Source organism: Synechococcus sp. HK05, from assembly GCF_019104765.1.
In the GTDB taxonomy this organism is placed as follows: Bacteria; Cyanobacteriota; Cyanobacteriia; order PCC-6307; family Cyanobiaceae; genus Vulcanococcus.
In genome coordinates this window covers 110,799-133,513 of sequence record NZ_JAHRXJ010000004.1, presented here as the reverse complement: position 1 = coordinate 133,513, position 22,715 = coordinate 110,799, and the positions used below count along the sequence as shown (strand labels likewise).

Sequence of the window (22,715 nt, the reverse complement as noted above, 5' to 3'; positions counted from 1 at the left end):
TGACAAGGGGCGATGGGGCGATGCTCCCACAGCCCTCAAAGCAGAGCGCGCAGCAGGGCGATGGCATGGCGATTCACCAGCATCAGCTCCCCGCCGCTGCTGGGGTCGAGGGCGAGGAAGTCGGCATCCACCCAGCGGGGCACACCTGTGAGGTTGGTGCCATCGAGCAGTTGCACCGCCAGGTTGGTGCGGTCGCGAATCCAGCTCTGCAGCTGGCGGATTCCAGGCTGGGAGGTGTCGAACGGCGCCGAGCGGTTCTCCATGCTGCTCCCCATAGGATTTGCCTCAACCTCATGCCTGCCCAGGCAGGCTGCCGCGCGTGTCGTCCCCCAGCAAGACCCCGTTCAGCTCGCTTCAGGCTGAACTGAGCTTCAGCAAATACCAGGGGCTGGGCAACGACTTCCTGATGCTCGATGGCCGCAGCGTCAGCGACCCGGATTTTGTGTTCGGGCTCACGCCTGAGCTGGTGATCGAGCTCTGCGATCGCCGCTTCGGCGTGGGCGGCGATGGCGTGATCCTGGCGCTGCCGCCCAACAACGGCGGTGAGCTGCGCATGCGCATCTTCAACGCCGATGGCACCGAGCCGGAGATGTGCGGCAACGGCATCCGCTGCCTGGCCCGCTTCCTCGCCGATCGCGATGGCGATGGCCCCGGCCGCACCTGGCAGATCGACACCCTCGCCGGCCGGATCGTGCCGGAGCTGCTGGCGGATGGAACGATCCGCGTGGACATGGGTGCGCCTTTTCTGGAGCCGGCCCAGGTGCCCACCACCTTGCCGGTGGGTGAAGCCGGTCTGCCCCAGGGCGAGCTGGAGATCGAGGGCGAGCGTTTTGCCGTGGCGGCGGCCGGCATGGGTAACCCCCATGTGGTGATCCCGGTGCCGGCGGTGGAGGAGATCGATCTGGAGCGCTTCGGCGGCCAGTTCGAGGTGCATCCCACCTTCCCGGCCAAAACCAACGTGCACTTTGTGGAGGTGATCGCGCCGGATCACCTGCTGATGCGGGTGTGGGAGCGGGGCGCCGGCCCCACCCTTGCCTGCGGCACCGGCGCCTGCGCCACCCTGGTGGCCAGCCACAGCCTCGGCCTGTGCGAGCGCCGCGCCCGGGTGGATCTGCCCGGCGGCCCGCTGCAGATCCATTGGGACGCCGCTAGCGGCAAGGTGTTCATGGATGGCCCGGCCGAGCATGTGTTCGATGGGCTGATCCCCGACCCGCGCGCGGTGGCGGACTCTCGCCGTCAGGCCGAGGCGGCGCGGATGCCTGCCTCAGCACCCGTGGCCACCACTCCGGCCAGCGCTCCCGCGGCAGCACCCGAAATCGATTGCGCCACGGTGTGCACCAACGGCTGCATTCGCCCGGAGAACTGCCCCAGTGCCGAGGCCCGCGCCCGCGTGGAAGCGCTACTCAACGGCAGTTCCCTCGATGATCTGGTGACGCTGGCCACCAATACCCTGGAATCCCGCACCCGCGCCCGCTTCGAGCGCGACAGCGGTCTCAGCGGCTGAGGCGATGCCGCACCAGCCCCTCAGCCACTATCTCGATTGCTGCGCCACCACACCGCTGGCGCCTGAGGTGGCCGAGAGGATGGCGATGGTGCAGGCCGAGGCGTGGGGGAATCCCTCCAGCCTGCACGGTTTTGGCCTGGCAGCGGCGGAACAGCTGGAGCGCTCCCGCCAGGGGCTGGCGGCGTTACTCGGCTGCCGCAGCGAACGGCTCGTGTTCACCTCAGGCGGCACGGAATCGATCCATCTGGCGCTGTTGGGCAGTGCACCTGCTCTTGAGGCCCAGGTGCAGGCTGGGGTGCGACCCCGGCTGGTGATCTCTGCCGTGGAGCATCCCGCCACAGCGGCGGCGGCCGTCGCCATGCAGCAGCGGGGTTGGGAGGTTGCTGCGGTGCCGGTGGATCGCGTGGGCGCGGTTGATCTGGAGGTGCTCGAACGGTTGCTGGCACCACCCACCCGGCTCGTGTCGCTGATTTGGGGCCAGAGCGAGGTGGGAACCCTGCAGCCTCTCCACACGATTGGCACGCTCTGCCGTGCCGCCGGTGTGCTGCTGCATGTGGATGCGGTCCAGGTGGTGGGTCACCTGCCCGTGCGGGTTGCGGACCTCCCGGTGGACCTGCTCAGCCTGGCGGCCCACAAGCTGCAGGGTCCCCGGGGCATCGGCGCCCTGGTGGTGCGGGATGGCGTGACGCTGCAGCCGTGCCAGGCCGGTGGTGGCCAGGAAGGCGGCGTGCGGGCCGGTACGGAGCCCGTGGCGCTGATCGCCGGCTTTGAGGCCGCGCTGCAGTTGGCTGCCGATCGGCTGTTAGCCCATGGCGGAGTGGATCCCACCGCTGCGCTGCGCGATCGCCTGGTTGAAGCCCTTCTTGAACGGCCTGGGGTCGAACTCAGTGGCCCGGATCCGCTGGCCAGTGACCAGCAAGGGCGCCTGCCACACCACCTCAGCGTGCTGGTGCGCTCTCGGGGTGGATCGTGGCTGAACGGTCGCCAACTGGTGCAAGCGCTCTGGCGGGAGGGTTGGGCCTGCAGCAGTGGTTCGGCCTGCAGCAGCAGTGGCTCCAGCGCCAGCGCTGTGCTTCTGGCCATGGGATATGACCCTGCGGCGGCGAGCGCCGGTCTGCGCATCAGCCTTGGTCCCTGGCATGGACCTGCGTTGCTCGAGCGGCTTCCTGCCGCCCTCGATCGCGCCCGAGCCACCCTTTAAGGTCGGCCGACTCGATCCACGCCCATGCTGCCCGCCGACCTGCGCCAAGCCGAAGTGGAGGCCCTGGCGGCCGTTCAGGCGGCGCTGGCGAGCCAGAGCAAGGGGCTGTGGACCGTGGAGTTCCGCTTTGAAGGGCTTCGGATTTTGCCTGTGGCCCTGCGTTTGCTGGCCGCGCTCACCCCGCAGCACCCGGAGGCACGGCTCTTGTTTCCCGATGCAGGTGCCACCGCGCTGGCGAAGCGCGATGCCCCCAACCAGGCCCCGCAGCTGCTCGGCCTCGGGGATCTGCTGCGGCTGCAACAGGCCGATGGGGGCAGTGAGGGCCTGGTGCTGCTGGCCGCTCCCACCCCGGCCGATTACGAGGAGGTGGAAGCACTCTGCGCCCAGCATCGCGGCTCGCTGGTGATGATCAATGGCCGGCTGGAGGACGCCGCCGTGGGCATCGGCACCGTCGCCCGGGAACGACGCAAAGGGTTTCTGGCGGAGTGGCAGGCCGCCTATGGCTTGATCCCGACCGCCGAGGGGGCGCTGCGGCGGGCCTATCCGGCCGACTGGCAGTTCTACCGGCGTGATGCCGATGGCTACCGCAGCGTTTGCAGCTTTGAACAAAGGCCCGACCGCGAGCAACAACTCGAGGCCCTGGAAGAGGCGGCCCGCTGAGCTTGTGCCCACCGGACACGCTCCTTATTGTTCGGTGTCTGCTGTTGCGCCATGGCTGAATCCTCCCGTCGTGTCTCCCTGGTGGATGCCGGAGCAGCAGCTGCTGTTCTGATGGCAGCGGCGGGTGTGATCTGGAGCCCCAAGCTGAGCGGCGCCGTGGCCCGGGCCACGGGCGGCCTGGTGCCCGTGACGGTGCTGGTGGATGTGCGCGGGGTGCCGGTGGCCAATCCAACGGGCTTGATCGAGGCTGCCCGCAGCGCCGGCAAGGTGGCGATCGTGATCCGCAACCAACCCCATGGCAGCGTGCCGGTGGAGCAGGTGATCCCGCTGCAGCGCCGCCTGGCTGCGGTGATGCCGAATGGCCAGGTTGTGAGTGCGCCTGATCCCAACCAGGATCAATTCCCGAGCCTGGATGCGCGCTTCGTGCTCAAGGGCGAGGGCCGCAAGGGTGCCGATGGGGTGGTGTTCGGCAACCAAAACCTGAAAATCGGCGCGCCGATTGAGCTGGAGGGCCGTGATTTTCGGGTGACGGGCTCTGTCACCGGACTCCAGGTGGGGGGTTGAGATGAACCGCCGACTGCTGCTTGCGGTGCTGTTGCCCCTCGGCATCAGCCTCCCCGTCCGTGCCCTCGATCTGCCGGCGGACGTGCCCACCGTGGCCGCCAGCAGTTTCCCCGCTGCACCACCGCCCGTCGGGCTGCCACAGCTGCAGCGGCAGGTGAGCTGCCCTGCCCTGCAGGAACGCATCACCTCCGTGGTGGGTGGTGAGGCCTGGGTGTGGAGCGTCACGGTGGCGGATGCCCAGGGCCGCCTCCTGGCGGATGTGAACGGCACACGACCGCGGATTCCAGCGTCGAACCAGAAGCTGATCAGCACGGCGATCGCCCTGGATCGTCTCGGCCCCGATTACCGGCTCACCACCCGGCTCTGGCGCCAGCCCGATGGCACCTTCCAGATCACCGGCGAAGGCGATCCCGATCTGGATCTGGCGCAGTTGCAGCGCTTCGCCAAGTTGGCCATGGGCTCTGGTGGCAGCAGCGGGCAAGGCAGCGCTCCGCTCACCATCCAGTTGGTGGAAGAGCCCAAGCAGCGCTGGTGGCCGCAAGGCTGGGAGTGGGCGGATCGGGCTGAGGCCTACGGCGCCCCAATCACCCGTTTGGCCCTCACCAGCAATGCGCTCGACATGGCGGTGGCGAATCCACCCAGCCGAATGCAGAAGCTGTTGGGGCAAGAGATCAAACGCCAGGGGGGCAGTGCGGCCATCCGCCTGGTGCCGGTGACCACCGCCAACACGGAGTCGGCCACGCTGTTGCACGAGGAGCGCTCTGTGGGTATGCACGGCCTGCTCAGCCTCGCCAACACCGACAGCCACAACTTCACCTCCGAAGTGCTGCTGCGCCAGGGCACCGGCAGCTGGGATCTCCCGCAGGCCCGTCAGCGGGCCATGCAGTGGCTCTCGGCCCAGGGCTTGCCGATGGCCGGTGTGTCGGTGGTGGATGGCAGCGGGCTCGATCGCGGCAATCGGGTTACCAGTCGTTTGCTGGCGGCCTTGCTTCTGCGGATGGCACAGCACCCTTATGCCAACAACTACTGGGCTTCGATGGCCATTGCAGGCCAGCGGGGCACGCTGCGCAGCCTGTGGCGCGGCAGTGAGCTTGATGGTCGCTTCCGCGGCAAAACAGGCACGATCACCGGGGTGCGCTCGATCACCGGTGTGCTGGAGACCCCAGATGGGGTGCGGTTTGTGAGCATGGTCTCGAACGGTGCTGGCTCACCCAACAGCACCATCGGCGCGATCCTGCGCCAAAGCCGGGTGGCGGGGCTGTGCCCGCCCCAAGCCGCCGTGCCCCAGCCGCTCTAGCGCTGGCCGGCTGCCCGCTTGATCCGCTCGGCGGCGCGGCGGGCCCGGCTGATCGGCACGGCCTGTTCTTCGCTGGATCGGGCCTGTTGCACCAGGGTGGAGGGGTCGACAGCCTGCAACCGCACCAGTTCGCGTCGGCCCGCTACCACCACCTGGCCCATGTCCTTGAGGCGGCCTTCCAGTTCAGTGAGCACCTGCTCCGCATAACGGTTGGCCCCCTCCTGAATCGTGGCGGCTTCCTGACGGCTGCGGCTGATGAGGGCCTCGCACTGCTGTTGGGTCTGTTGGCGGAATTGGAGGGCATCGTTCTGCACCCGCTCGGCCTCGGCCTGGCTGCTCTGCTGCACCCGCATTGCCTCGTGGCGGATCTTTTCCAGCTCCGCGAGGCTTTGCTGACGCGACTGCTCGTGCTGTTCAGCGAGTTGGCGCTTCAGTTCAAGCGCCTCCTGATCCAGTTGCTGCCGCCGCTGCAGTGCTTCCTGTTCCAGTTGCTGGCGCCGCTGGCTGAACTGCTGCTCCATCTGGGCCATGCGGGCCTGATGCTCTTGCTCAGCCTTGGCGAGTTGCTGCCGCGCCTGGGTGAGCAGCTGTTCCCCCTGCTGCCGCCCCTGCTCGCGCAGCTCAGCGCCCTGCCGCTCGGCTTCCTGGCGAATCGCCTGGCTGTTGATCAGTTGTTCGCGCTGGGCCCGGGCCTGCTGCAGCAGTTCATCGGCCTGTTGACGCGCTTGAGCGATGAAGTCATCCTTTTTGGCCACCAGCTCTTCAGCCTGGGCCAACTGCGGCGGCAGGGCTTCGCGCAGGGCATCCATCAGCTCGATGGCATCCTGCTCATTCACCAAACGGCCACCGCTGAACGGCACCCGGGTGCCATCGAGCACGATGTCCTCCAATTGATCGAGCTGGTCGAGCACGGAAGTGAGCTGTGCCTCAGCCATCAGATGCGATCAAGGGGATGACTGATTAAAAAGCCTCGCTAGGTCGTTCGCCACTCCTGTGGGCACCATGTGACCGACGCTGCCTCCGAATCGGGCCACTTCTTTCACCACCGAGCTGCTGAGGAAGCTGTGGCTGGTGGCGGTGGCGAGAAACAGCGTTTCCAGCTGGGGCGCCAAGCTTTTGTTGGTGTGCGCGATCTGCAGCTCGTACTCGAAATCGCTGAGCGCCCGTAACCCCCGCAGAATCACGCCGGCACCGCAGCGCTGGGCAAAGTCCACGGTGAGGCCATCAAAGGCGGCCACCTGCACATTGGCCAGGTGCTGGGTCGCTTGGCGGATCTGCTCGAGGCGCTCGTCCACGCTGAAGCAAGGATTCTTGCTGGGGTTGCGCAGCACCGCCACGGTGAGCGAGCGGAAGAGGAGGGAACCCCGCTCGATCACATCCAGGTGCCCCAGGGTGAGGGGATCGAAACTGCCGGGATAGAGGGCCTGCATGGCCCGATCCTATGGAGCGGCTCCCGATCGGGCGGTCATCCGGCCAGCCCGCTCCCCACAAGGGTTTCTAGAGTTCCACCACCAAGCAGTTCCCTGAGCACGTTGCCCATGGCCCTCAACGCCGACGCCAAGAAAACCCTGCTGCGCAAGATTCCCCATGGGGTGTTCATTTGCGGTGTGGCCGAAGGCGATGAGGTGAACGGGTTCACCGCCAGCTGGGTGACCCAGGGCTCCTTCGAGCCGCCGTTGGTGGTGATGGCAGTGCGCGCCGACAGCACCAGCAACGGCATGATCCAGCGCACCGGTCGCTTCTCGCTGAATGTGCTGGCAGCCGACCAGAAGGATCTGGCGGCGGTGTTTTTCAAACCGCAGAAGGGTGTTGGTGGTCGCTTCGATGCCGCTCCCTACCAACTGGGTGAGCTGGGACTGCCCGTGCTGAGTGATGCGCTGGGCGCTGTGGAATGCGAGCTGGTGGGTCAGGTGGCCCATGGCGATCACACCGTGTTTGTGGGTGAGGTGAAGAGCGCCGTGCTCCACCGCGATGAAGCCGCTCTGGAGTTGAGCAGCACCGGCTGGCAGTACGGCGGCTGAGCAGGGCCGCTTGAGCACCATCAAGCCGCTCCTGCAGGACCCGCCACGGCTGAAGGCGCGCCTGAAGGAGGTGCCCGCTGAGCCGGGTTGCTACCTGATGCGTGATGCGGAGGACCGGATCCTCTACATCGGCAAAGCGAAGGTGCTGCGCAATCGCGTGCGCAGCTACTTCCAAAGCGGCAGCGGCCACGGCCACTCGCCGCGCATTGCCTTGATGGTGCGTCAGGTGTGCGAGATCGAATTCATCGTGACCGACAGCGAGGCGGAGGCCCTGGCGCTCGAAGCCAACCTGATCAAAAATCACCAGCCGCACTTCAACGTGCTGCTGAAGGATGACAAGAAATATCCCTATCTCTGCATCACCTGGAGTGAGGCCTACCCGCGCATCTTCATTACGCGGCGGCGGCGGTTTCGCTCGCCTCTGGATCGGTTCTACGGGCCCTATGTGGATGTGGGCCTGCTGCGGCGCACGCTCGGTTTGGTGAAACGGGTGTTCCCACTGCGGCAACGCCCCCAGCCCTTGCATAAAGAGCGCACCTGCCTCAACTACGACATCGGTCGCTGCCCAGGCGTGTGCCAGGAAAAGATCAGCTCGGAGGATTACCACCGCACCCTGCGCCAGGTGGCGATGGTGTTTCAGGGACGCAACGACGAGCTGCTGCAGCTGTTGCAGGAGCAGATGGAGCGCTACGCCGAGCGGCTGGATTTCGAGAGCGCCGCGCGGGTGCGCGATCAGCTGCAGGGGATTGACACCCTCACCGCTGATCAAAAGATGAGCCTGGGCGACAGCTCCGTGAGTCGGGATGTGTTGGCCCTGGCGGCGGATGAGCGGGTGGCAGCGGTGCAGCTCTTCCAGATGCGCGCCGGCAAGCTCGTGGGACGCCTCGGTTTTACCGCTGATGCCATCGGCATGCCTGCTGCGGAAGAGGGAGCGGGTGGCGAGTTGCCACCGTCGCCGGAGCGGGCAGCAGCCCTTGGCCGCGTGTTGCAGACCGTGGTGGAGGAGCACTACAGCCAGGTGGAACCGGTGGAAATTCCACCGGAGCTGTTGCTGCAGGTGCCGTTGTCGCAACAAGAACTGATCGAAGCGTGGCTCTCGGAGTTGCGGGGGCGCAAAGTGAAGCTGGCGGTGCCGCAGCGTTCTCAGAAAGCAGACCTGATTGAACTGGTGACGCGTAACGCCAGCTACGAACTGGAACGGGCCCGGCGCGCTAGCGAACAGAACCTGCTGGCGACGGAGGATCTGGCTCAATTGCTCGACTTACCCAACCCACCCCGGCGGATCGAGGGCTACGACATCAGCCACATCCAAGGCAGTGATGCCGTGGCGTCCCAGGTGGTGTTCATCGATGGTCTTCCCGCCAAGCAGCACTACCGCAAATACAAGATTCAGAGCAGTTCGATCCGCGCTGGCCACTCCGACGACTTCATGGCCATGGCCGAGATCATGCGGCGCCGCTTTCGTCGCTGGGCCCAGGCCAAAGCGGAGGGAGCGGATCTACGGGAGTTGCGCCGGGCGGCGGGATCCGCTCTGCATACCGGTGGACTGAACGATTGGCCCGATGTGGTGATGATCGACGGAGGCAAGGGACAGCTCTCCGCCGTGATGGAGGCCCTGCGGGAGCTGAACCTCGACGAGGAGCTGGTGGTGTGCTCCCTGGCCAAGCAGCGCGAAGAGGTGTTTGTGCCAGGGGCTAAGCAGCCGCTGGAGAGCGAAGCGGATCAGCTCGGCGTGCAACTGCTGCTTCGTCTGCGCGATGAGGCCCACCGTTTTGCGGTGAGCTTCCACCGCCAGCAGCGAGGGGAACGGATGAAGCGCTCCCGCCTCTCGGATATCCCCGGCCTGGGCCCCAAACGGATCAAGGAGCTCCTCGCCCACTTCCGCTCCATCGACGCGATCCAGCTCGCCAGTGTGGAGAGCCTGGCTGCCGCACCCGGCATGGGCCCGGGCTTGGCGCGGGTGGTGTGGGACTACTTCCACCCGCAAGACCTGCCTGATGCGCAGGAGCAGGAGAATGAACAGGCGCTGGAGCTGGCTGGTTGAAAGGAATCCGCTCCTGCGTGTGGGCCGTGGCCTTGCTGCTGCTGCTGGCTCTGGGGAGCTGGCCCCTGCCCGCTGCCGCAGCGCCTGGACTCTGCGTTGGCCCGATCTGCGGTGATGAGATCACGCGCAGCGCCAAGCATCACTTCCAGCTGCGCATGCGCGTGAGTGATCAGCAGGGACACCGCGAGCGCCTCACCGTGGATTGCCGCACCGGTGGGCTCAGCCCTGCGGCTGGTCTGGTGGAGCGTGGCTATGCCGCTGCCGTGGCCCGTAAGGCCTGCCGGCTGGCGGGTGAGGCGCCGGCATGACCCTTGGTGTCTGGGTGTTGGGTGATCAGCTCAACACGGCTCAGGCCGCCCTGGCGGGCTGTGATCCGAGCAGCGCGCGCGTGTTGCTCGTGGAGAGCCGTTCTGTGGTGGAGCGGCGCGCTTATCACCGCCAGAAGCTGGTGTTGGTGTGGAGCGCCATGCGCCATTTCGCCGCGGAGCTGCGGGAGCTCGGCTGGCAGGTGGATTGCCTGGAAGCGGAGCGCTTCAGCACGGCCGTGAGTGCCTGGGTTGCAGAGCACGGGATCTCGGCGCTTCAACTGATGGAGCCCGCGGACCGTGGGTTTCGAATGGCGATCGAAGCCCTGGCGTTACCGATTCCGCTGCAGTGGATCGAGAGCAATGCGTTTCTGTGGAGCCGCGACGCCTTTGCAGCCTGGGCCCAGGGCTACAAGCAGCTGCGCCTGGAGTTGTTTTATCGGGAGAGCCGCCGCCGCTTCCAGGTGTTGATGGAGGGCGAGGGCAAAGCGGCGCAACCGCTCGGCGGGCAATGGAACTTCGATGCCGACAACCGCAAGGCACCCCCCAAGGGCTTGCAGGGCCCGGCGCCCCTGTGGTTTGAACCCGATGCGATCACCCAGGCGGTGATCGCCAAGGTGGAGCAGTTCGATCGCGAGCGCCAGGATGCAGGGCTGGAGCCTCTGCCGGGGGATCTCGAACCCTTTGGTTGGGCGGTGACGCGCCACCAGGCCCTGGCGGTGCTCGAGCACTTCATCGCCACCCGCCTGGCAGGTTTTGGGCCCTATCAAGACGCGATGGTGAGCGGCGAGCCCACGCTGTGGCATGCCTTGCTCTCCCCGTATCTGAACCTGGGTCTGCTGCATCCGCTCGAAGTGGTGCGGCGCCTGGAGCAGGCGGGACTCGAGCAACAGGTGCCTTTGGCCGGGCTGGAGGGGGTGATTCGCCAGATCCTGGGCTGGCGCGAGTACACCCATGGCCTCTACCACTGGTTCGGCAGCGACTACCCCAGGCTCAACCACTTCCAGGCCACGCTGCCGCTACCGGTGTGGTTTGAGCAGCTGGGTGGAAGCGGCATGCGCTGCCTCGACACGGTGTTCGCTGAGCTGCGGCACACGGGCTATGCCCACCACATCCAGCGGCTGATGGTGCTCGCCAACTACGGCCTGATCGCGGGCCTCGATCCCCAGGCGTTGACCGCCTGGTTCCACCGGATGTTCATCGATGGCCACGACTGGGTGATGCAGACCAACGTGATCGGCATGGGGCTGTTCGCTGATGGCGGCCGCCTGGCCAGCAAGCCCTATGCCGCGAGCGGCAACTACATCAAGCGGATGAGCACCTACTGCAAGGGCTGCCGCTACGACGTGAAGCAGCGCACTGGCCCCAAGGCCTGCCCGTTTAACAGCCTGTATTGGGATTTCCTTGATCGCCACGCCGAAAGCCTGCGCCGTAATCCGCGCATGGCACTGGTGATGAAGCAATTGGAGAAGCTGCCTGAGGCGGAGCTGGAGCAGATCCGCGCTGCGGCTCAGCAGCATCGTGACCAAATGGTTGCAACGGTTGCTTGACAGGCGCAGGACTGCAGCGGATCCTTGGCATCCACCAGATCTAGGTTCATGAGCCAGGGCTCCACCACCACTAGTGCCACCTCGCTGACGGTGCACGCCCTGGATGTGGAGCTCCCGCTCGACCTGGCCCGCGCTGTAGAGGGCTACGTGGCGCAGCGCCCTGGGCTTGATCCTGCCCGGCTGTTGCAGACCGCCCTGGCCCAGTTTTTGGTGCAGCAGGGCGGTGCCCGGCCGGAGGTGCGCGAGCTTTACCTTGATGGCCTGTTCGGCACCGGTCTGTGATCGCCCCCCTGGCCGCCCTTCCGCCTGAGGCCTACCTCTGGTTTAAGACCCTCCACATCGTGGGCGTGGTGGTGTGGTTTGCGGGGCTGTTTTATCTGGTGCGCCTGTTCATTTATCACCGCGAAGCCGAGGAGCTGGAACCGGCGCTGCGAGAGCCGTTTCAGGCCCAGTACGCCTTGATGGAAAAGCGCCTCGCCAACATCATCACCACCCCAGGGATGGTGGTGGCGGTCTCCATGGCGGTGGGCCTGCTGGTGAGTAATCCCGCCTGGCTGCATCAGGGTTGGATGCACGCCAAGCTGGCCTTCGTGGCAGCCCTCTTGGCTTATCACGCGTTCTGTTACCGGCTGATGGGTCAGCTCCAGGCGGGCACCTGTGGCTGGAGCCCCAAACAGCTGCGCGCCCTAAACGAGCTGCCCACTTTGCTGCTGGTGATCGTGGTGATGCTGGTGGTGTTCAAGAACCAGTTCCCCACCGGCGCCGCCAGCTGGTTCATCGTGGCCCTGGTGGTGTTCATGGCCGCCTCGATTCAGTTTTATGCCCGTTGGCGCCGGCTGCGGGCTGAGCGTGAAGCCGCCGCTGCGGTCTGAACCATGGACGTCCACCCCCTGCGACCGGTGCTTGAGCAGGTGGACGCCAACAGCTGTCCCGGCCGGCTCAATTTCCATTGCCACACCATTCACAGTGATGGCAGCATGCGGCCCGAACAGCTAGGTGCACAGGCCCTGAGCCTCGGGCTGGAGCATCTGGCGGTGACAGACCACCACAGCACGACAGCCTTTACGCCTCTGCACAACTGGTTTGCTCAGCGGGCCGATCAGGGCGCGTCTGTGCCCAAGCTGTGGCCGGGGGTGGAGATCAGCTGCCTTCTGGAGAGCTGCCTGGTGCACGTCCTCGCGCTCGGATTTACGCCAGGCGATCCAGCCCTGGAGCCCTACCGGCAAGGCCAGGCGCCGGTGGGGGAGGAACTCCAGGCCGCCACGGTGGTGCGCCGCATCCACGATGCGGGCGGTCTGGCCCTGTTGGCTCACCCCGGGCGTTATCGACTCAGCTTCCAGCGCTTGATTCCAGCTGCGGCAGCGCTTGGTTTTGATGGTGCCGAGGCCTATTACGACTACGCCATGCAGGCCCAGTGGCAGCCCACCCCCCACGTGTGCGATGCGATTGCTCGCTTGCTCGACAAACACGCACTTCTGCGAAGTTGCGGGACCGATACCCATGGCTTGGAGCTGAGTGGCCGCTAGGGTTCCCGCAGCATTCATCCCTGCCGATGGGCCTGTTTGATCGTCTGCTCGGTGGCAACAAGTCGGTGAGCGTGAGCGGCGAGGCCAAGCCCGCCAAGAAGGAAGAAGCGTTCTTCCTCGATGCCGACGCCTCCAGCAGCATGGGTGACGTGACGTTCATGCGTCGCTCCAACACCATCCGCCACACCTTCCCCGGTACCGCCAGCAGCCCCGGCGACAAGGAGCTGGTGGAGGAAGTGGCCTCCATGGAGATGCGCCGCGAAATGGCCACCCCTGGCCTCGGCGGTGTGGAAGAGAAGCAGGCCGAGATCAATCTCACCGGTGGCATCCCCAAACCGGTGAAGAAGACCTTCGCCGAGCAGATGAGCAAAGCGGAGCTCGACCAGCGCATGAAAGGTTCCGCCGTGGGCGTGAACACCCCTGGCCAGGCCAACCCCAAGCTGCAAAGCCCCCAAGAGGCCCAGCCTCAGATCGCCACCCAGCAACAGGCCAGCAAGCCCGGCGACATCGGCGCCTTCAAGGGTTGGGTGAAGGACCTCTGATCGCTTAGCGCTCCACCAGCGCTTCCGCTTCAAGCACCAGCTGGCGCAGCCGCTCCAGCTGGTTTTTTTGTGCCCCCTCCCAGAGGCCGCGGTGGTGGGCTTCCAGCAGTCGCTCGGCCATGTCGCGCAGAGCCCAGGGGTTAGCACCCTTCAGAAAATCCAACACAGCCGAGTCACCTAACCACTGCTCAGTAATGGCGCCATAGCTCCAGTCGGGCACCCGGCCGGTGCTGGCGTCGTAGGCAAACAGGTAATCGAGGCTGGCGGCCATTTCGAAGCCGCCCTTGTAGCCGTGCTGCTGCATCCCCTCGATCCAGCGGGGGTTGAGCACGCGCGAGCGCAGCACTTTGTCGAGCTCCCGCTCCACACGGTGCATCCGCGGCCGCTGGTGCCGGGAATGGTCGCCGAACCAGAGCTGTGGCGTCTGGCCAGACACGGCCTCCACCGCGGCCGCAAGGCCGCCCTGGAACTGGTAGTAGTCGTCGGAATCGAGCAGATCGTGCTCGCGGTTGTCCTGGTTGTGCAGCACCACCTGCACCCCCGCCAGCCGCTGCTCAAAGCCCGCGCGATCGGCGGCGATGCGCAGGCCGGGCCCCTGGCCATCGGCGCCGCCGAGGCCCTCGTAGCGCCAGCTGCTCCAGTTCAGGTAGGCCGCTGCTAGATCGGCCCGGCTCTCCCATTCGCCGCTGTCGATCAGGCCCTGCAGACCGGCGCCGTAGGCCCCCGGTGCCGAGCCATACACGCGCCAGGCGTGGCCGTCGCTCTGGGCTGCCGCCGCCAGGGGGTTGTCTTCGGCCGGTTCCTCGGCTGCCGCCACCAGCGCTGTGGCCCGGTTGAACCAGGCCACCAGCTGCGGGAAGGCATCGCGGAACAGGCCGGAGATGCGCAGGGTCACATCCACCCGCGGCCGGCCCAGCTGCCGCAGCGGGATCAGCTCCAGATCCACCAGCCGCCGGCTGGGGCCATCCCACACCGGCCGCACCCCCAGCAGCGCCAGGGCCTGGGCGATGTCTTCGCCGCCGTTGCGCATTGTGCTGGTGCCCCATACCGAGAGGGCCAGCTGCTGCAGCGGTTCGCCCTCCTGCATCAGGTGTTGATCGAGCAGCAGCTCAGCGCTGCGGCGGCCCAGATCCCAGGCGGCCTCGGTGGGCAGCCCGCGCAGATCCACGCTGTAGAAATTGCGGCCGGTGGGCAGTAGATCCGGCCGTCCGCGGGTGGGGGCGCCGGAGGGACCGGCGGCGATGCGTCCGCCGGCCACGGCCGTGAGGAAGGCCTCCTGTTCGGCCTGGCCGCAGCGCAGCAGGTTGGGCACCAGCCCGGTTTGCAGTCGTTGCAGTACGACCTGAGTGTGAGCGCCGGCCTCCGGTGGGGCCCCTGTGCCCTTGCCTTGGGCCTGGTCCAGCAGGGCGGTGCAGTGCTCCACGGCCCGGTGCTCCAGCCAGTCCACGGCGTCGCCCACGCGCCGGGGGTGCAGCACCCCGAGGGCTTGCAGCGCGCGCTGATCCTCGGGGCTCAACGCCGCTTCCTCAGGCTCGGCCCAGGGATCGAGTTCCAGCCTGAGATCGCGCGCGATCGCCTGGGTGAGGCCCGGGCCCTGCTCCTGCGGCGGGCGGGCCAAGCAGGCCAGCAGTTCCACCAGGGCCTCTGGATCCGGCAGCGCCCCAAAGCGATGCAGCCCCGTGCGCACCTGCGCCTCCTTCAGTTCGCAGAGGTAGCCATCGGCGGCATCGAGTGGATCGCCCTCGCCCTCCGCGCTGAGCAGATCGGGCAATTGCAGCTCCGCCAGCCGCTGCAGCACCCGGCTTCGCAGCCCTTCACTGCGGGCGCTGCCCAGCTGCATCGCCTCCCAGTACTCGTCGATCAGGGCTTCCAGCTCGCGCAGATCGCCGTGCAGGCCGGCGCGTCCTAGCGGTGGGGTGAGGTGATCGAGGATCACGGCCTGGGCGCGGCGCTTGGCCTGGGAGCCTTCGCCGGGGTCGTTCACGATGAAGGGATAGAGGTGGGGCATCGGCCCCAGCGCCCATTCGGGGAAGCAGTTGGCGGAGAGCCCCAGCCCCTTGCCCGGCAGCCACTCGAGGTTGCCGTGCTTGCCCACATGGCACACCAGCTGCACGCCGGCCTCCTGGCGCAGCCAGAGGTACTGGGCCAGATAGGCGTGGGGCGGCGGCAGATCGGGGCAGTGGTAGCTGAGGCTCGGGTCGCGGTCGTAGCCGCGCTCCGGCTGGATCAACACGATCACCTGCCCGAAGCGCAGCGCCTGGATCGGGAAGCCGGCGGGCTCCAGCGCCGGGTCGTTGGCCGGTGCACCCCAGCGCTGCTCCAGGCGGTCGCGCCCCTCCGCCGGCAGCTGGGCGTACCAGGCTTCGTAGGCGCTGAGGGGCAGGTGGGTGAGGGCTGGGCGGTGCAGGCTCTCGGGGTCGTTGCTGCGGCCGGCCAACAGCAGCTGGATCAGGGCATCGCCATCGGCGGGCAGGCCTTCGCTGCCGAGGTTGTGGCCGCTTTCGGCCAGCCAGTGCAACATCGCCGCCGCGCTGGCCGGGGTATCGAGCCCCACGCCGTTGGCCAGGCGGCTGTTGCGGGTGGGGTAGTTGGCCAGCACCAGCGCCAGGCGCCGCTCGGGCGCTGGTGTGCCTCGCAGCGCGCACCAGCGGGCCGCCAGCTGCGCCACCCAGGCGAGCCGTTCCGGTTCCGGGTCGTACTGCAGCAGGGCTGTGGCCAGGCGCGGGTCGGCTTCGCTCGCTTGTTTGAATGCCCCCACGCGGGTGGTGATCCGTCCATCCAGCTCCGGCAGGGCGATCTGCAGCGTGAGATCCAGGGGCGAGAGGCCCACGCTGCTCGTCTGCCAGCTCTCGCGGCTCTGGGTGCTGCAGAGCAGTTGCAGCACAGGCACGGCCAGGCCATCCCAGAGGGGCGCGCCGAGGCCCGCTTCGCTGAACTGCACCGAAGCGAAGGAGGTGGTGCAGAGCACCGTTTGCACCTGCTCGCGCTCAAACAGATCGCGCACGCCCTGCTGCACGGCTGGATCCCGCAGGCTGCTGATCCACAGCGCCCGCGGCGCCAGGCCCTGCTGCCGCAGTGCCGCCAGCAACGCCTCCGCCAGAGCCAGGTCGCCGGCCTGGAGCAGTGCACGGTAGAGCACCACACCCACCCGGTGGCCTGGCTCATCGCGCCAATCGTGCACCTGGGGATCGGCGAGCGCCTGCAGCGCCGGCAGCGCCGGCTCCACGCCATCGAGCAGAGCCGTGAGGCTGCGGAGCACCGCCTGCCAGTTGGCCTCGCCGCCCTCGCGCAGGCAGCGGCCGCAGGCGCGGGCCAGGTCTGCTGGGGCCGTGCCCAGCTCGAGCAGCGCCTCCTCCTCTTCAGCGGTCCCCGCCAGCACCAGCAGTTGGCGATCCAGGCGGGCTGTGGCCCAGGCGCGCAGTTGCTCGAGGCCGTAGCTCCAGTGACCGCGCCCGCCCAGCAGGCGCACAATCACCAGCTGCGTCTCCTCCAGGCTGGTGCGCAGGTAGTGGTCGAGCACCGCCGGGTGCTGCAGTGCCGCCAGGTTGAGTCCGCCGAGGCTGCGCCCGGGGCCGAGGGGCTGAGGCTCATGCGTGAGTAGGGCGGCCAGGGCGCTGAGGTCGGTGTCGGCACTGGTGAGCAACACGGCACTGGCGGCGGGTTGCTCGATGAACAGCACCCCGTCGGCCGGGCTGCTGCTGCCGGGAACGGCGGCGAGGCGATGCATCGCACCATCCTGACGGCGCCCTCGGCCCACACCCCGACCCCCGCCGATGAGAAGATCACTGGCAGCAGTGGCCGCCCCGCCCCACCGACTCCATGCATCAGTTCCTGCCCTACGCCTGGTTCGGTGGCAAGTGCGTTCCCTTTGCTGAGGCCACGCTCTCGGTGGCGACCCACGCGCTGCACTACGGCACGGGCGCCTTTGGTGGCATGCGTGCCCTACCCAACCCATCGGATCCCAACGAGATCCTGCTGTTCCGGGCCGATCGCCACGCCCGCCGGCTCAGCCAAAGTGCGCGGCTGCTGCTCACCGAGCTCAGCGAAGACACGATTCACAGCGCCATCCACCAGTTTCTGCAGGCCAACAAGCCCACCTGCCCGGTGTACCTGCGCCCGTTTGTGTACACCAGCGACCTGGGCATCGCCCCGCGCCTGCACAACATCGAGACCGACTTTCTGATCTACGGCCTCGAGCTCGGCGACTACCTCTCCCCAGAGGGCGTGAGCTGCCGCATCAGCTCCTGGACCCGCCAGGAAGACCGCTCCCTGCCCCTGCGCGGCAAGATCAGCGGCGCCTACATCACCAGCTCCCTGGCCAAAACCGAAGCGGTAAAGAGCGGCTTCGATGAAGCCCTGCTGCTCAACAGCCGCGGCAAGGTGAGCGAGGCCAGCGGCATGAACCTGTTCATCGTGCGCGATGGCGTGCTGATCACCCCCGGCGTGGACCAAGACATCCTCGAGGGCATCACCCGCGCCAGCGTGCTCGAACTCGCTAAGACCATGGGCATTCCCACCCTGGAGCGCCCGGTGGACAAGAGCGAGCTGTTTATCGCCGATGAGGTGTTCCTCAGCGGCACCGCCGCCAAGGTCACGCCGGTGCGCCGGGTGGAGAACACCGACCTGAGCAGTGAGCGTCCCGTGATGAACGCGATCCGCGATCGCATCACGGCGATCACCGAGGGCCGCGATCCCGCCTTCGATCACTGGGTCACCCGCGTGCGATTGAACGGTTGATGCTGGCCACCCAACGGATCGGTTTTCTCGAGCGTCTGCACAGCCCGGAGCATCCGGTGCTGGTGTTCGACGGCGCCACGGGTACCTCGCTGCAGCAGATGGATCTCACCGCCGAGGATTTCGGTGGCGCCGCCCTTGAAGGCTGCAACGAGAACCTCGTGTTCACCCGCCCCGATGCGGTGCAGGCGGTGCACCGGCAGTTTCTCGAGGTGGGCTGCGATGTGATCGAAACCGACACGTTCGGGGCGGCCTCAACCGTGCTGGCGGAATACGACCTGCAGGACCAGGCCTTCGCGCTCAACAAGCGCGCGGCCGAGCTGGCCCGCGAGATGGCCGATGCCTACAGCACCCCGGAGAAGCCGCGCTTTGTAGCCGGCTCCATGGGCCCCACCACCAAGCTGCCCACCCTGGGCCACATCGGCTTCGATGAACTGCGCGATGCCTTCGCCGAGCAGGCCGAGGGCCTGATCGCCGGCGATGTGGATCTGTTCATCGTCGAAACCTGCCAAGACGTGCTGCAGATCAAGGCAGCCCTGCAGGGGATCGAGCAGGCCTTCGCCAAAACCGGCCAGCGCCGGCCCTTGATGGTGAGCGTGACGATGGAAACCACCGGCACGATGCTGGTGGGCTCTGACATCGCCGCGGTGGTGGCGATCCTTGAGCCGTTCCCGATCGATGTGCTCGGGCTCAACTGCGCCACCGGCCCGGAGCAGATGAAGGAGCACGTGCGCTATCTGAGCGGGCACAGCCCCTTCGTGGTGAGCTGCATCCCCAACGCCGGCCTCCCCGAAAACATTGGCGGCGTGGCCCACTACCGGCTCACGCCGGTGGAGATGAAGATGCAGTTGATGCACTTCGTGGAAGATCTCGGCGTTCAGGTGATCGGTGGCTGCTGCGGCACCACCCCCGCCCACATCGGCGCCCTTGCGGAACTGGCGGCGGAGCTCAAGCCCGCCACGCGCCACGTGCGCACACCCGAGCTGCGCCAGAGGGCCGACGATCCGCGCCCGGCTCTCACCTACGAGCCGGCGGCCGCCTCGCTCTACGGCACCACGCCCTACCTGCAGGACAACTCCTTCCTGATCATTGGCGAGCGCCTCAATGCCAGCGGCAGCAAAAAGGTGCGCGATCTGCTCGCCGTTGAAGACTGGGATGGCCTGGTGGCCGTGGCCCGCGGTCAGGTGAAGGAAAACGCGCACGTGCTCGACGTGAATGTCGACTACGTGGGGCGCGACGGCGAGCGCGACATGCGCGAGCTGGTGAGCCGGCTGGTGACCAACGTGAACCTGCCGCTGATGCTCGATTCCACCGAGTGGCAGAAGATGGAGGCCGGCCTGAAGATGGCCGGTGGCAAGTGCATCCTCAACTCCACCAACTACGAAGACGGCGACGAACGCTTCTTCAAGGTGCTGGAGCTGGCACGCGATTACGGCGCCGGTGTGGTGGTGGGCACCATCGATGAGGAGGGCATGGCCCGCACGGCGGAGCGCAAGTTTGCGATCGCCCAGCGCGCCTATCGCGATGCCCTCGAATACGGCATCCCAGCCCACGAGATCTTCTACGACCCCCTCGCTCTACCCATCTCCACCGGCATCGAGGAAGACCGCGAGAATGGCCTGGCCACGGTGGAGGCGATCAGGATGATCCGCCAGAACCTGCCCGGAGTGCATGTGGTGCTCGGGGTGAGCAACGTGAGCTTTGGTCTGTCGCCGGCGGCGCGGATCGTGCTCAATTCCGTGTTCCTGCACGACTGCTGCGAAGCCGGCATGGATGCGGCGATCGTGAGCCCGGCCAAGATCCTGCCGCTGGTGAAGATCAGCGAGGAACACCAGCAGGTGTGCCGTGATCTGATCAACGACAACCGCCGTTTCGACAACGGCGTGTGCATCTACGACCCGCTCACCGAACTCACCAAGCTGTTCGAGGGGGTGAGCGCGAAAGAGGCGCGCGCCTCAGGTCCGCAGCTCAGCGATCTGCCGATTGAGGAGCGGCTCAAGCAGCACATCATTGATGGCGAGCGCATCGGTCTGGAAGACGCGCTCAAGATCGCGCTGGAGCGCTACAAGCCCCTGGAGATCATCAATACCTTCCTGCTCGATGGCATGAAGGTGGTGGGTGAGCTGTTCGGCTCCGGCCAGATGCAGCTGCCCTTCGTGCTGCAGAGCGCCGAAACGATGAAATCGGCCGTGGCCTTCCTCGAGCCGTTGATGGACAAGGTGGAAGGCGAGAGCTCCGCCAAGGCCAAGTTCCTGATCGCCACCGTGAAGGGCGATGTGCACGACATCGGCAAAAACCTGGTCGACATCATCCTCACCAACAACGGCTACGAGGTGATCAACCTCGGCATCAAGCAGCCGGTGGAGGCGATCATCGAGGCCCAGCACAAGCACCAGGCCGACTGCATCGCCATGAGCGGTCTGCTGGTGAAGTCGACCGCCTTCATGAAGGACAACCTGGCGGCCTTCAATGAGGCGGGCATCGACGTGCCGGTGATCCTCGGCGGTGCGGCGCTCACCCCGCGCTTCGTGAACAAGGACTGCCGCGAGGTGTACCAGGGCCAGGTGATCTACGGCCGCGATGCCTTCGCCGACCTGCGCTTCATGGATGCCTACGTGGCGGCCCGTGATGCTGAGCAGTGGGACAACGGGCGTGGCTTCCTCGCCGGCGCTCCCGAGGGCCTGGGGCTCGAGTCGGCCGTGGAGGCCGAGGCTGGGGGTGAACCGACCGGTGATGCCGCCGGAACAGCTCCCGAGGCCGTTGCCGCCAACGAATCGGCCGCCCCAGCTCCCGCCGAACCCAACGACCACCGCTCCGAGGCGGTTCCCGCCGAACCTGCGCTCACGCCTCCCTTCTGGGGCAGCCAAGTGCTCAGCGAAGCCGACATCCCTCTCGATCAGGTGTTCGCCTACCTCGATCGCAACGCCCTCTTTGCCGGCCAGTGGCAGCTGCGCAAGGCCCAGGGCCAATCGCGTGAGGAGTATGAGGCGATGCTCGCCGAGAAGGCCGAGCCGGTGCTGCAGCAGTGGATCTCGCGCTGCCTTGAGGAGCAGCTGCTCACGCCGCGGGTGGCCTACGGCTACTTCCCCTGCGGCCGCGAGGGCAACAGCGTGGTGGTGTTCGACCCAGAAGACCGCAACCGTGAGCTGGGTCGTTTCGCCCTGCCGCGCCAACGCTCCGGCAACCGCTACTGCATCGCCGATTTCTATCAGGATCTCGCCGATGGCCAGCCCAGCGATGTGCTGCCGATGCAGGCGGTGACCATGGGCGAGAAGGCCACGGCCTTCGCCCAGGAGCTGTTCAAGGGCGATCAGTACAGCGACTACCTCTATTTCCACGGCCTGGGCGTGCAGATGGCTGAAGCCCTGGCGGAGTGGGTGCATGCCCGCATCCGCAGTGAGCTGGGCTTCGCCGATCCGTCCGACATGCCCCTGCGCGACGTGCTCGCCCAGCGCTACCGCGGCAGCCGCTATTCCTTCGGCTACCCCGCCTGCCCCAACGTGGCCGATTCACGCCAGCAGCTGGACTGGCTGCACACCGACCGCATTGGTCTGTCGATGGATGAGAGCGATCAGCTCGAGCCCGAGCAGAGCACCACGGCCCTCGTGGCTCTGCACAGCCAGGCGCGTTACTTCTCCGCCTGAGAACCGTTCTGCCAGGGGACGGATCTAGGGTCGGCAGGCCCTAATTCCTTCCCCTGCATGGCTATTGCCGGACCCGGCGGCGTCGACGACGCGATCGCCGCAGGCCTCGATCTCGATGGCACCGCCATCCCCGCAGAGATGCTCAGCCTCTACAACGAGGTGATGGATCTGGAGAGCCAGCGCGCCCGCAGCGGCGTGAAGAAGTCGATGCGCAACCGCATCGTGAAAACCGGTTCCAAGCATTTCGACCAGCAAACCCTCGATGCGCGCCTCAAGGCCGCGGGCTGGGAGGGTTTGAAGGACAAGGAAGTCGCCTTTTTTTACGGCGCCTGATCAGAAGCACCCCTGCGGCGGATGGGGATCAGACCCATCCCCACGCCGTAGGGCCTCAGCTGCAGAGGTCTTCCAACGTTTCGATCACCTGGGCCTGAAACTCCTCGAGATCGGTGGAGTCGGAGAGATCAATCCCTTCACCAGCGGCGTTCTGAGCGAGCTCCTGGAAGTGGAAGGCACCTTCACCATTGGCCAGAAACTCGATTGCCGAGCTCTCGCCGCTCTCCTTGAAGGCATCGCACAGGGCCAGGAAGGCGCCGTCTTCGGTGAAGTCCCAGCTCATGTAGGGGGGTCTGCTGAATGACCTTTAACGCCTGCCCCCCAGGGTCCGTCAACTGTCTGATCGCGATTTGTGCCACTCCGTCGTCAGACTGCGGCGCACCAGAGCGTTGTTCAACCCTGTGTCCACCCCTGATTCAGCGGCCCTGAACGTGCTGGGGCAACCATTGGTGCTGTGCGGCTGCCAGCCCATGACCGGTTGGTATCGCGATGGCTTCTGCCGCACCGATGGCGCCGATCTGGGCCGCCACACCGTCTGCTGCGTGGTGGATGAGCGCTTTCTCTCGTACACCCGAGCCCAGGGCAACGACCTCAGCACCCCCATGCCCCAGTACGGCTTCCCAGGGCTGAAGCCTGGGGATCATTGGTGCGTCTGCGCCGGCCGGTGGCTGGAGGCCTACGACGACGGCATGGCACCGCCCGTGCGCCTGGACGCCTGTGAACAGAGCGCCCTTGAGGTGATTCCGCTCGAGCTGCTGCAGGAGCACGCCAGCCCTGCCGCATGATGGCG

At 66.7% G+C, this 22,715-nt stretch carries 22 protein-coding genes; 17 read left to right on the top strand and 5 right to left on the bottom strand.

Going from position 1 to position 22,715, the window contains the following annotated elements:
- Positions 1-35: 35 nt before the first annotated feature.
- Complete coding sequence (locus KUL97_RS03930) at positions 36-263, bottom strand: hypothetical protein (RefSeq protein WP_254896173.1); 228 nt, start codon at positions 261-263, stop codon at positions 36-38.
- A gap of 56 nt (positions 264-319) precedes the next feature.
- Between KUL97_RS03930 and dapF the strand changes: the two genes are divergently transcribed.
- Genes dapF through KUL97_RS03905 form a run of 5 tightly spaced genes read left to right on the top strand, consistent with a single transcriptional unit; the run spans position 320 to position 5,226 of the window.
- Positions 320-1,504 (top strand): diaminopimelate epimerase, encoded by a 1,185-nt coding sequence (gene dapF / locus KUL97_RS03925; RefSeq protein WP_217795673.1) that lies wholly within the window; start codon positions 320-322, stop codon positions 1,502-1,504.
- Between the two features lie 4 nt (positions 1,505-1,508).
- Positions 1,509-2,705 (top strand): cysteine desulfurase family protein, encoded by a 1,197-nt coding sequence (locus KUL97_RS03920; RefSeq protein WP_217795672.1) that lies wholly within the window; start codon positions 1,509-1,511, stop codon positions 2,703-2,705.
- A gap of 24 nt (positions 2,706-2,729) precedes the next feature.
- Positions 2,730-3,365, top strand: a complete 636-nt coding sequence (locus tag KUL97_RS03915) for a DUF1995 family protein (RefSeq protein WP_217795671.1) — start codon at positions 2,730-2,732, stop codon at positions 3,363-3,365.
- A 51-nt stretch (positions 3,366-3,416) separates the two neighbouring features.
- Entirely contained in the window at positions 3,417-3,929 is a 513-nt protein-coding gene (locus KUL97_RS03910) for a DUF4330 domain-containing protein (protein ID WP_217795670.1), read from the top strand.
- 1 nt (position 3,930) lies between these two features.
- The gene (locus KUL97_RS03905; protein ID WP_217795669.1) at positions 3,931-5,226 is read left to right on the top strand and encodes a D-alanyl-D-alanine carboxypeptidase; all 1,296 of its coding nucleotides are present in this window, start codon (positions 3,931-3,933) and stop codon (positions 5,224-5,226) included.
- Here the strand turns inward: KUL97_RS03905 and KUL97_RS03900 are convergent.
- Positions 5,223-6,161: a hypothetical protein gene (locus KUL97_RS03900; RefSeq protein ID WP_217795668.1), complete on the bottom strand. Its 939-nt coding sequence runs from the start codon at positions 6,159-6,161 to the stop codon at positions 5,223-5,225. The two genes, KUL97_RS03905 and KUL97_RS03900, sit on opposite strands and share 4 nt — an antisense overlap.
- A 9-nt stretch (positions 6,162-6,170) precedes the next feature.
- Positions 6,171-6,656 carry a pantetheine-phosphate adenylyltransferase gene (gene coaD, locus KUL97_RS03895; RefSeq protein ID WP_217795667.1) on the bottom strand — a complete coding sequence of 162 codons (486 nt, stop codon included), beginning with the start codon at positions 6,654-6,656 and terminating at the stop codon, positions 6,171-6,173.
- Between the two features lie 108 nt (positions 6,657-6,764).
- Between coaD and KUL97_RS03890 the strand changes: the two genes are divergently transcribed.
- The 8 genes from KUL97_RS03890 to KUL97_RS03855 are packed head-to-tail and all read left to right on the top strand — an operon-like array spanning position 6,765 to position 13,214.
- On the top strand, positions 6,765-7,247 hold the full coding sequence (locus tag KUL97_RS03890; protein ID WP_217795666.1) for a flavin reductase family protein: 483 nt from the start codon (positions 6,765-6,767) through the stop codon (positions 7,245-7,247).
- 10 nt (positions 7,248-7,257) lie between these two features.
- Positions 7,258-9,291, top strand: coding sequence for an excinuclease ABC subunit UvrC (uvrC, locus tag KUL97_RS03885; protein WP_217795665.1), 2,034 nt, complete (start codon positions 7,258-7,260; stop codon positions 9,289-9,291).
- A 17-nt stretch (positions 9,292-9,308) separates the two neighbouring features.
- Positions 9,309-9,599, top strand: a complete 291-nt coding sequence (locus KUL97_RS03880; RefSeq protein WP_217796020.1) for a hypothetical protein — start codon at positions 9,309-9,311, stop codon at positions 9,597-9,599.
- Complete coding sequence (locus KUL97_RS03875) at positions 9,596-11,146, top strand: cryptochrome/photolyase family protein (protein WP_217795664.1); 1,551 nt, start codon at positions 9,596-9,598, stop codon at positions 11,144-11,146. Before KUL97_RS03880 ends, KUL97_RS03875 begins: the two co-directional genes overlap by 4 nt.
- 48 nt (positions 11,147-11,194) lie before the next feature.
- A complete protein-coding gene (locus tag KUL97_RS03870) occupies positions 11,195-11,428 on the top strand; it encodes a DUF2811 domain-containing protein (RefSeq protein WP_217795663.1) in 234 nt (77 codons plus the stop codon).
- Positions 11,425-12,018 (top strand): protoporphyrinogen oxidase HemJ, encoded by a 594-nt coding sequence (gene hemJ, locus KUL97_RS03865; RefSeq protein WP_217795662.1) that lies wholly within the window; start codon positions 11,425-11,427, stop codon positions 12,016-12,018. The genes KUL97_RS03870 and hemJ overlap by 4 nt, the downstream gene beginning before the upstream one ends.
- 3 nt (positions 12,019-12,021) lie before the next feature.
- Entirely contained in the window at positions 12,022-12,672 is a 651-nt protein-coding gene (locus KUL97_RS03860) for a PHP domain-containing protein (protein ID WP_217795661.1), read from the top strand.
- A gap of 26 nt (positions 12,673-12,698) precedes the next feature.
- Positions 12,699-13,214 carry a hypothetical protein gene (locus KUL97_RS03855; RefSeq protein WP_217795660.1) on the top strand — a complete coding sequence of 172 codons (516 nt, stop codon included), beginning with the start codon at positions 12,699-12,701 and terminating at the stop codon, positions 13,212-13,214.
- Positions 13,215-13,218: 4 nt separating this feature from the next.
- On the opposite strand, the gene cobN is transcribed toward KUL97_RS03855, so the two are convergent.
- Positions 13,219-16,941 (bottom strand): cobaltochelatase subunit CobN, encoded by a 3,723-nt coding sequence (gene cobN / locus KUL97_RS03850; RefSeq protein ID WP_217795659.1) that lies wholly within the window; start codon positions 16,939-16,941, stop codon positions 13,219-13,221.
- Between the two features lie 92 nt (positions 16,942-17,033).
- Here cobN and KUL97_RS03845 point away from each other — a divergent pair, with 92 nt between their 5' ends.
- From KUL97_RS03845 to KUL97_RS03835, 3 genes are read left to right on the top strand one after another with little or no spacing between them, the layout of a single operon-like run.
- Positions 17,034-17,951 carry a branched-chain amino acid transaminase gene (locus tag KUL97_RS03845; RefSeq protein WP_010308501.1) on the top strand — a complete coding sequence of 306 codons (918 nt, stop codon included), beginning with the start codon at positions 17,034-17,036 and terminating at the stop codon, positions 17,949-17,951.
- Positions 17,951-21,592 carry a methionine synthase gene (gene metH, locus KUL97_RS03840; RefSeq protein WP_217795658.1) on the top strand — a complete coding sequence of 1,214 codons (3,642 nt, stop codon included), beginning with the start codon at positions 17,951-17,953 and terminating at the stop codon, positions 21,590-21,592. Before KUL97_RS03845 ends, metH begins: the two co-directional genes overlap by 1 nt.
- A gap of 57 nt (positions 21,593-21,649) precedes the next feature.
- Positions 21,650-21,925 (top strand): DUF4090 family protein, encoded by a 276-nt coding sequence (locus KUL97_RS03835; protein WP_217795657.1) that lies wholly within the window; start codon positions 21,650-21,652, stop codon positions 21,923-21,925.
- 55 nt (positions 21,926-21,980) lie between these two features.
- Here the strand turns inward: KUL97_RS03835 and KUL97_RS03830 are convergent, their stop codons facing one another.
- A complete protein-coding gene (locus KUL97_RS03830) occupies positions 21,981-22,208 on the bottom strand; it encodes a hypothetical protein (RefSeq protein WP_217795656.1) in 228 nt (75 codons plus the stop codon).
- 187 nt (positions 22,209-22,395) lie between these two features.
- On the opposite strand from KUL97_RS03830, the gene KUL97_RS03825 reads away from it, so the two are divergent.
- Positions 22,396-22,710 carry a DUF2237 family protein gene (locus KUL97_RS03825; RefSeq protein WP_368656101.1) on the top strand — a complete coding sequence of 105 codons (315 nt, stop codon included), beginning with the start codon at positions 22,396-22,398 and terminating at the stop codon, positions 22,708-22,710.
- Positions 22,711-22,715: the final 5 nt, after the last annotated feature.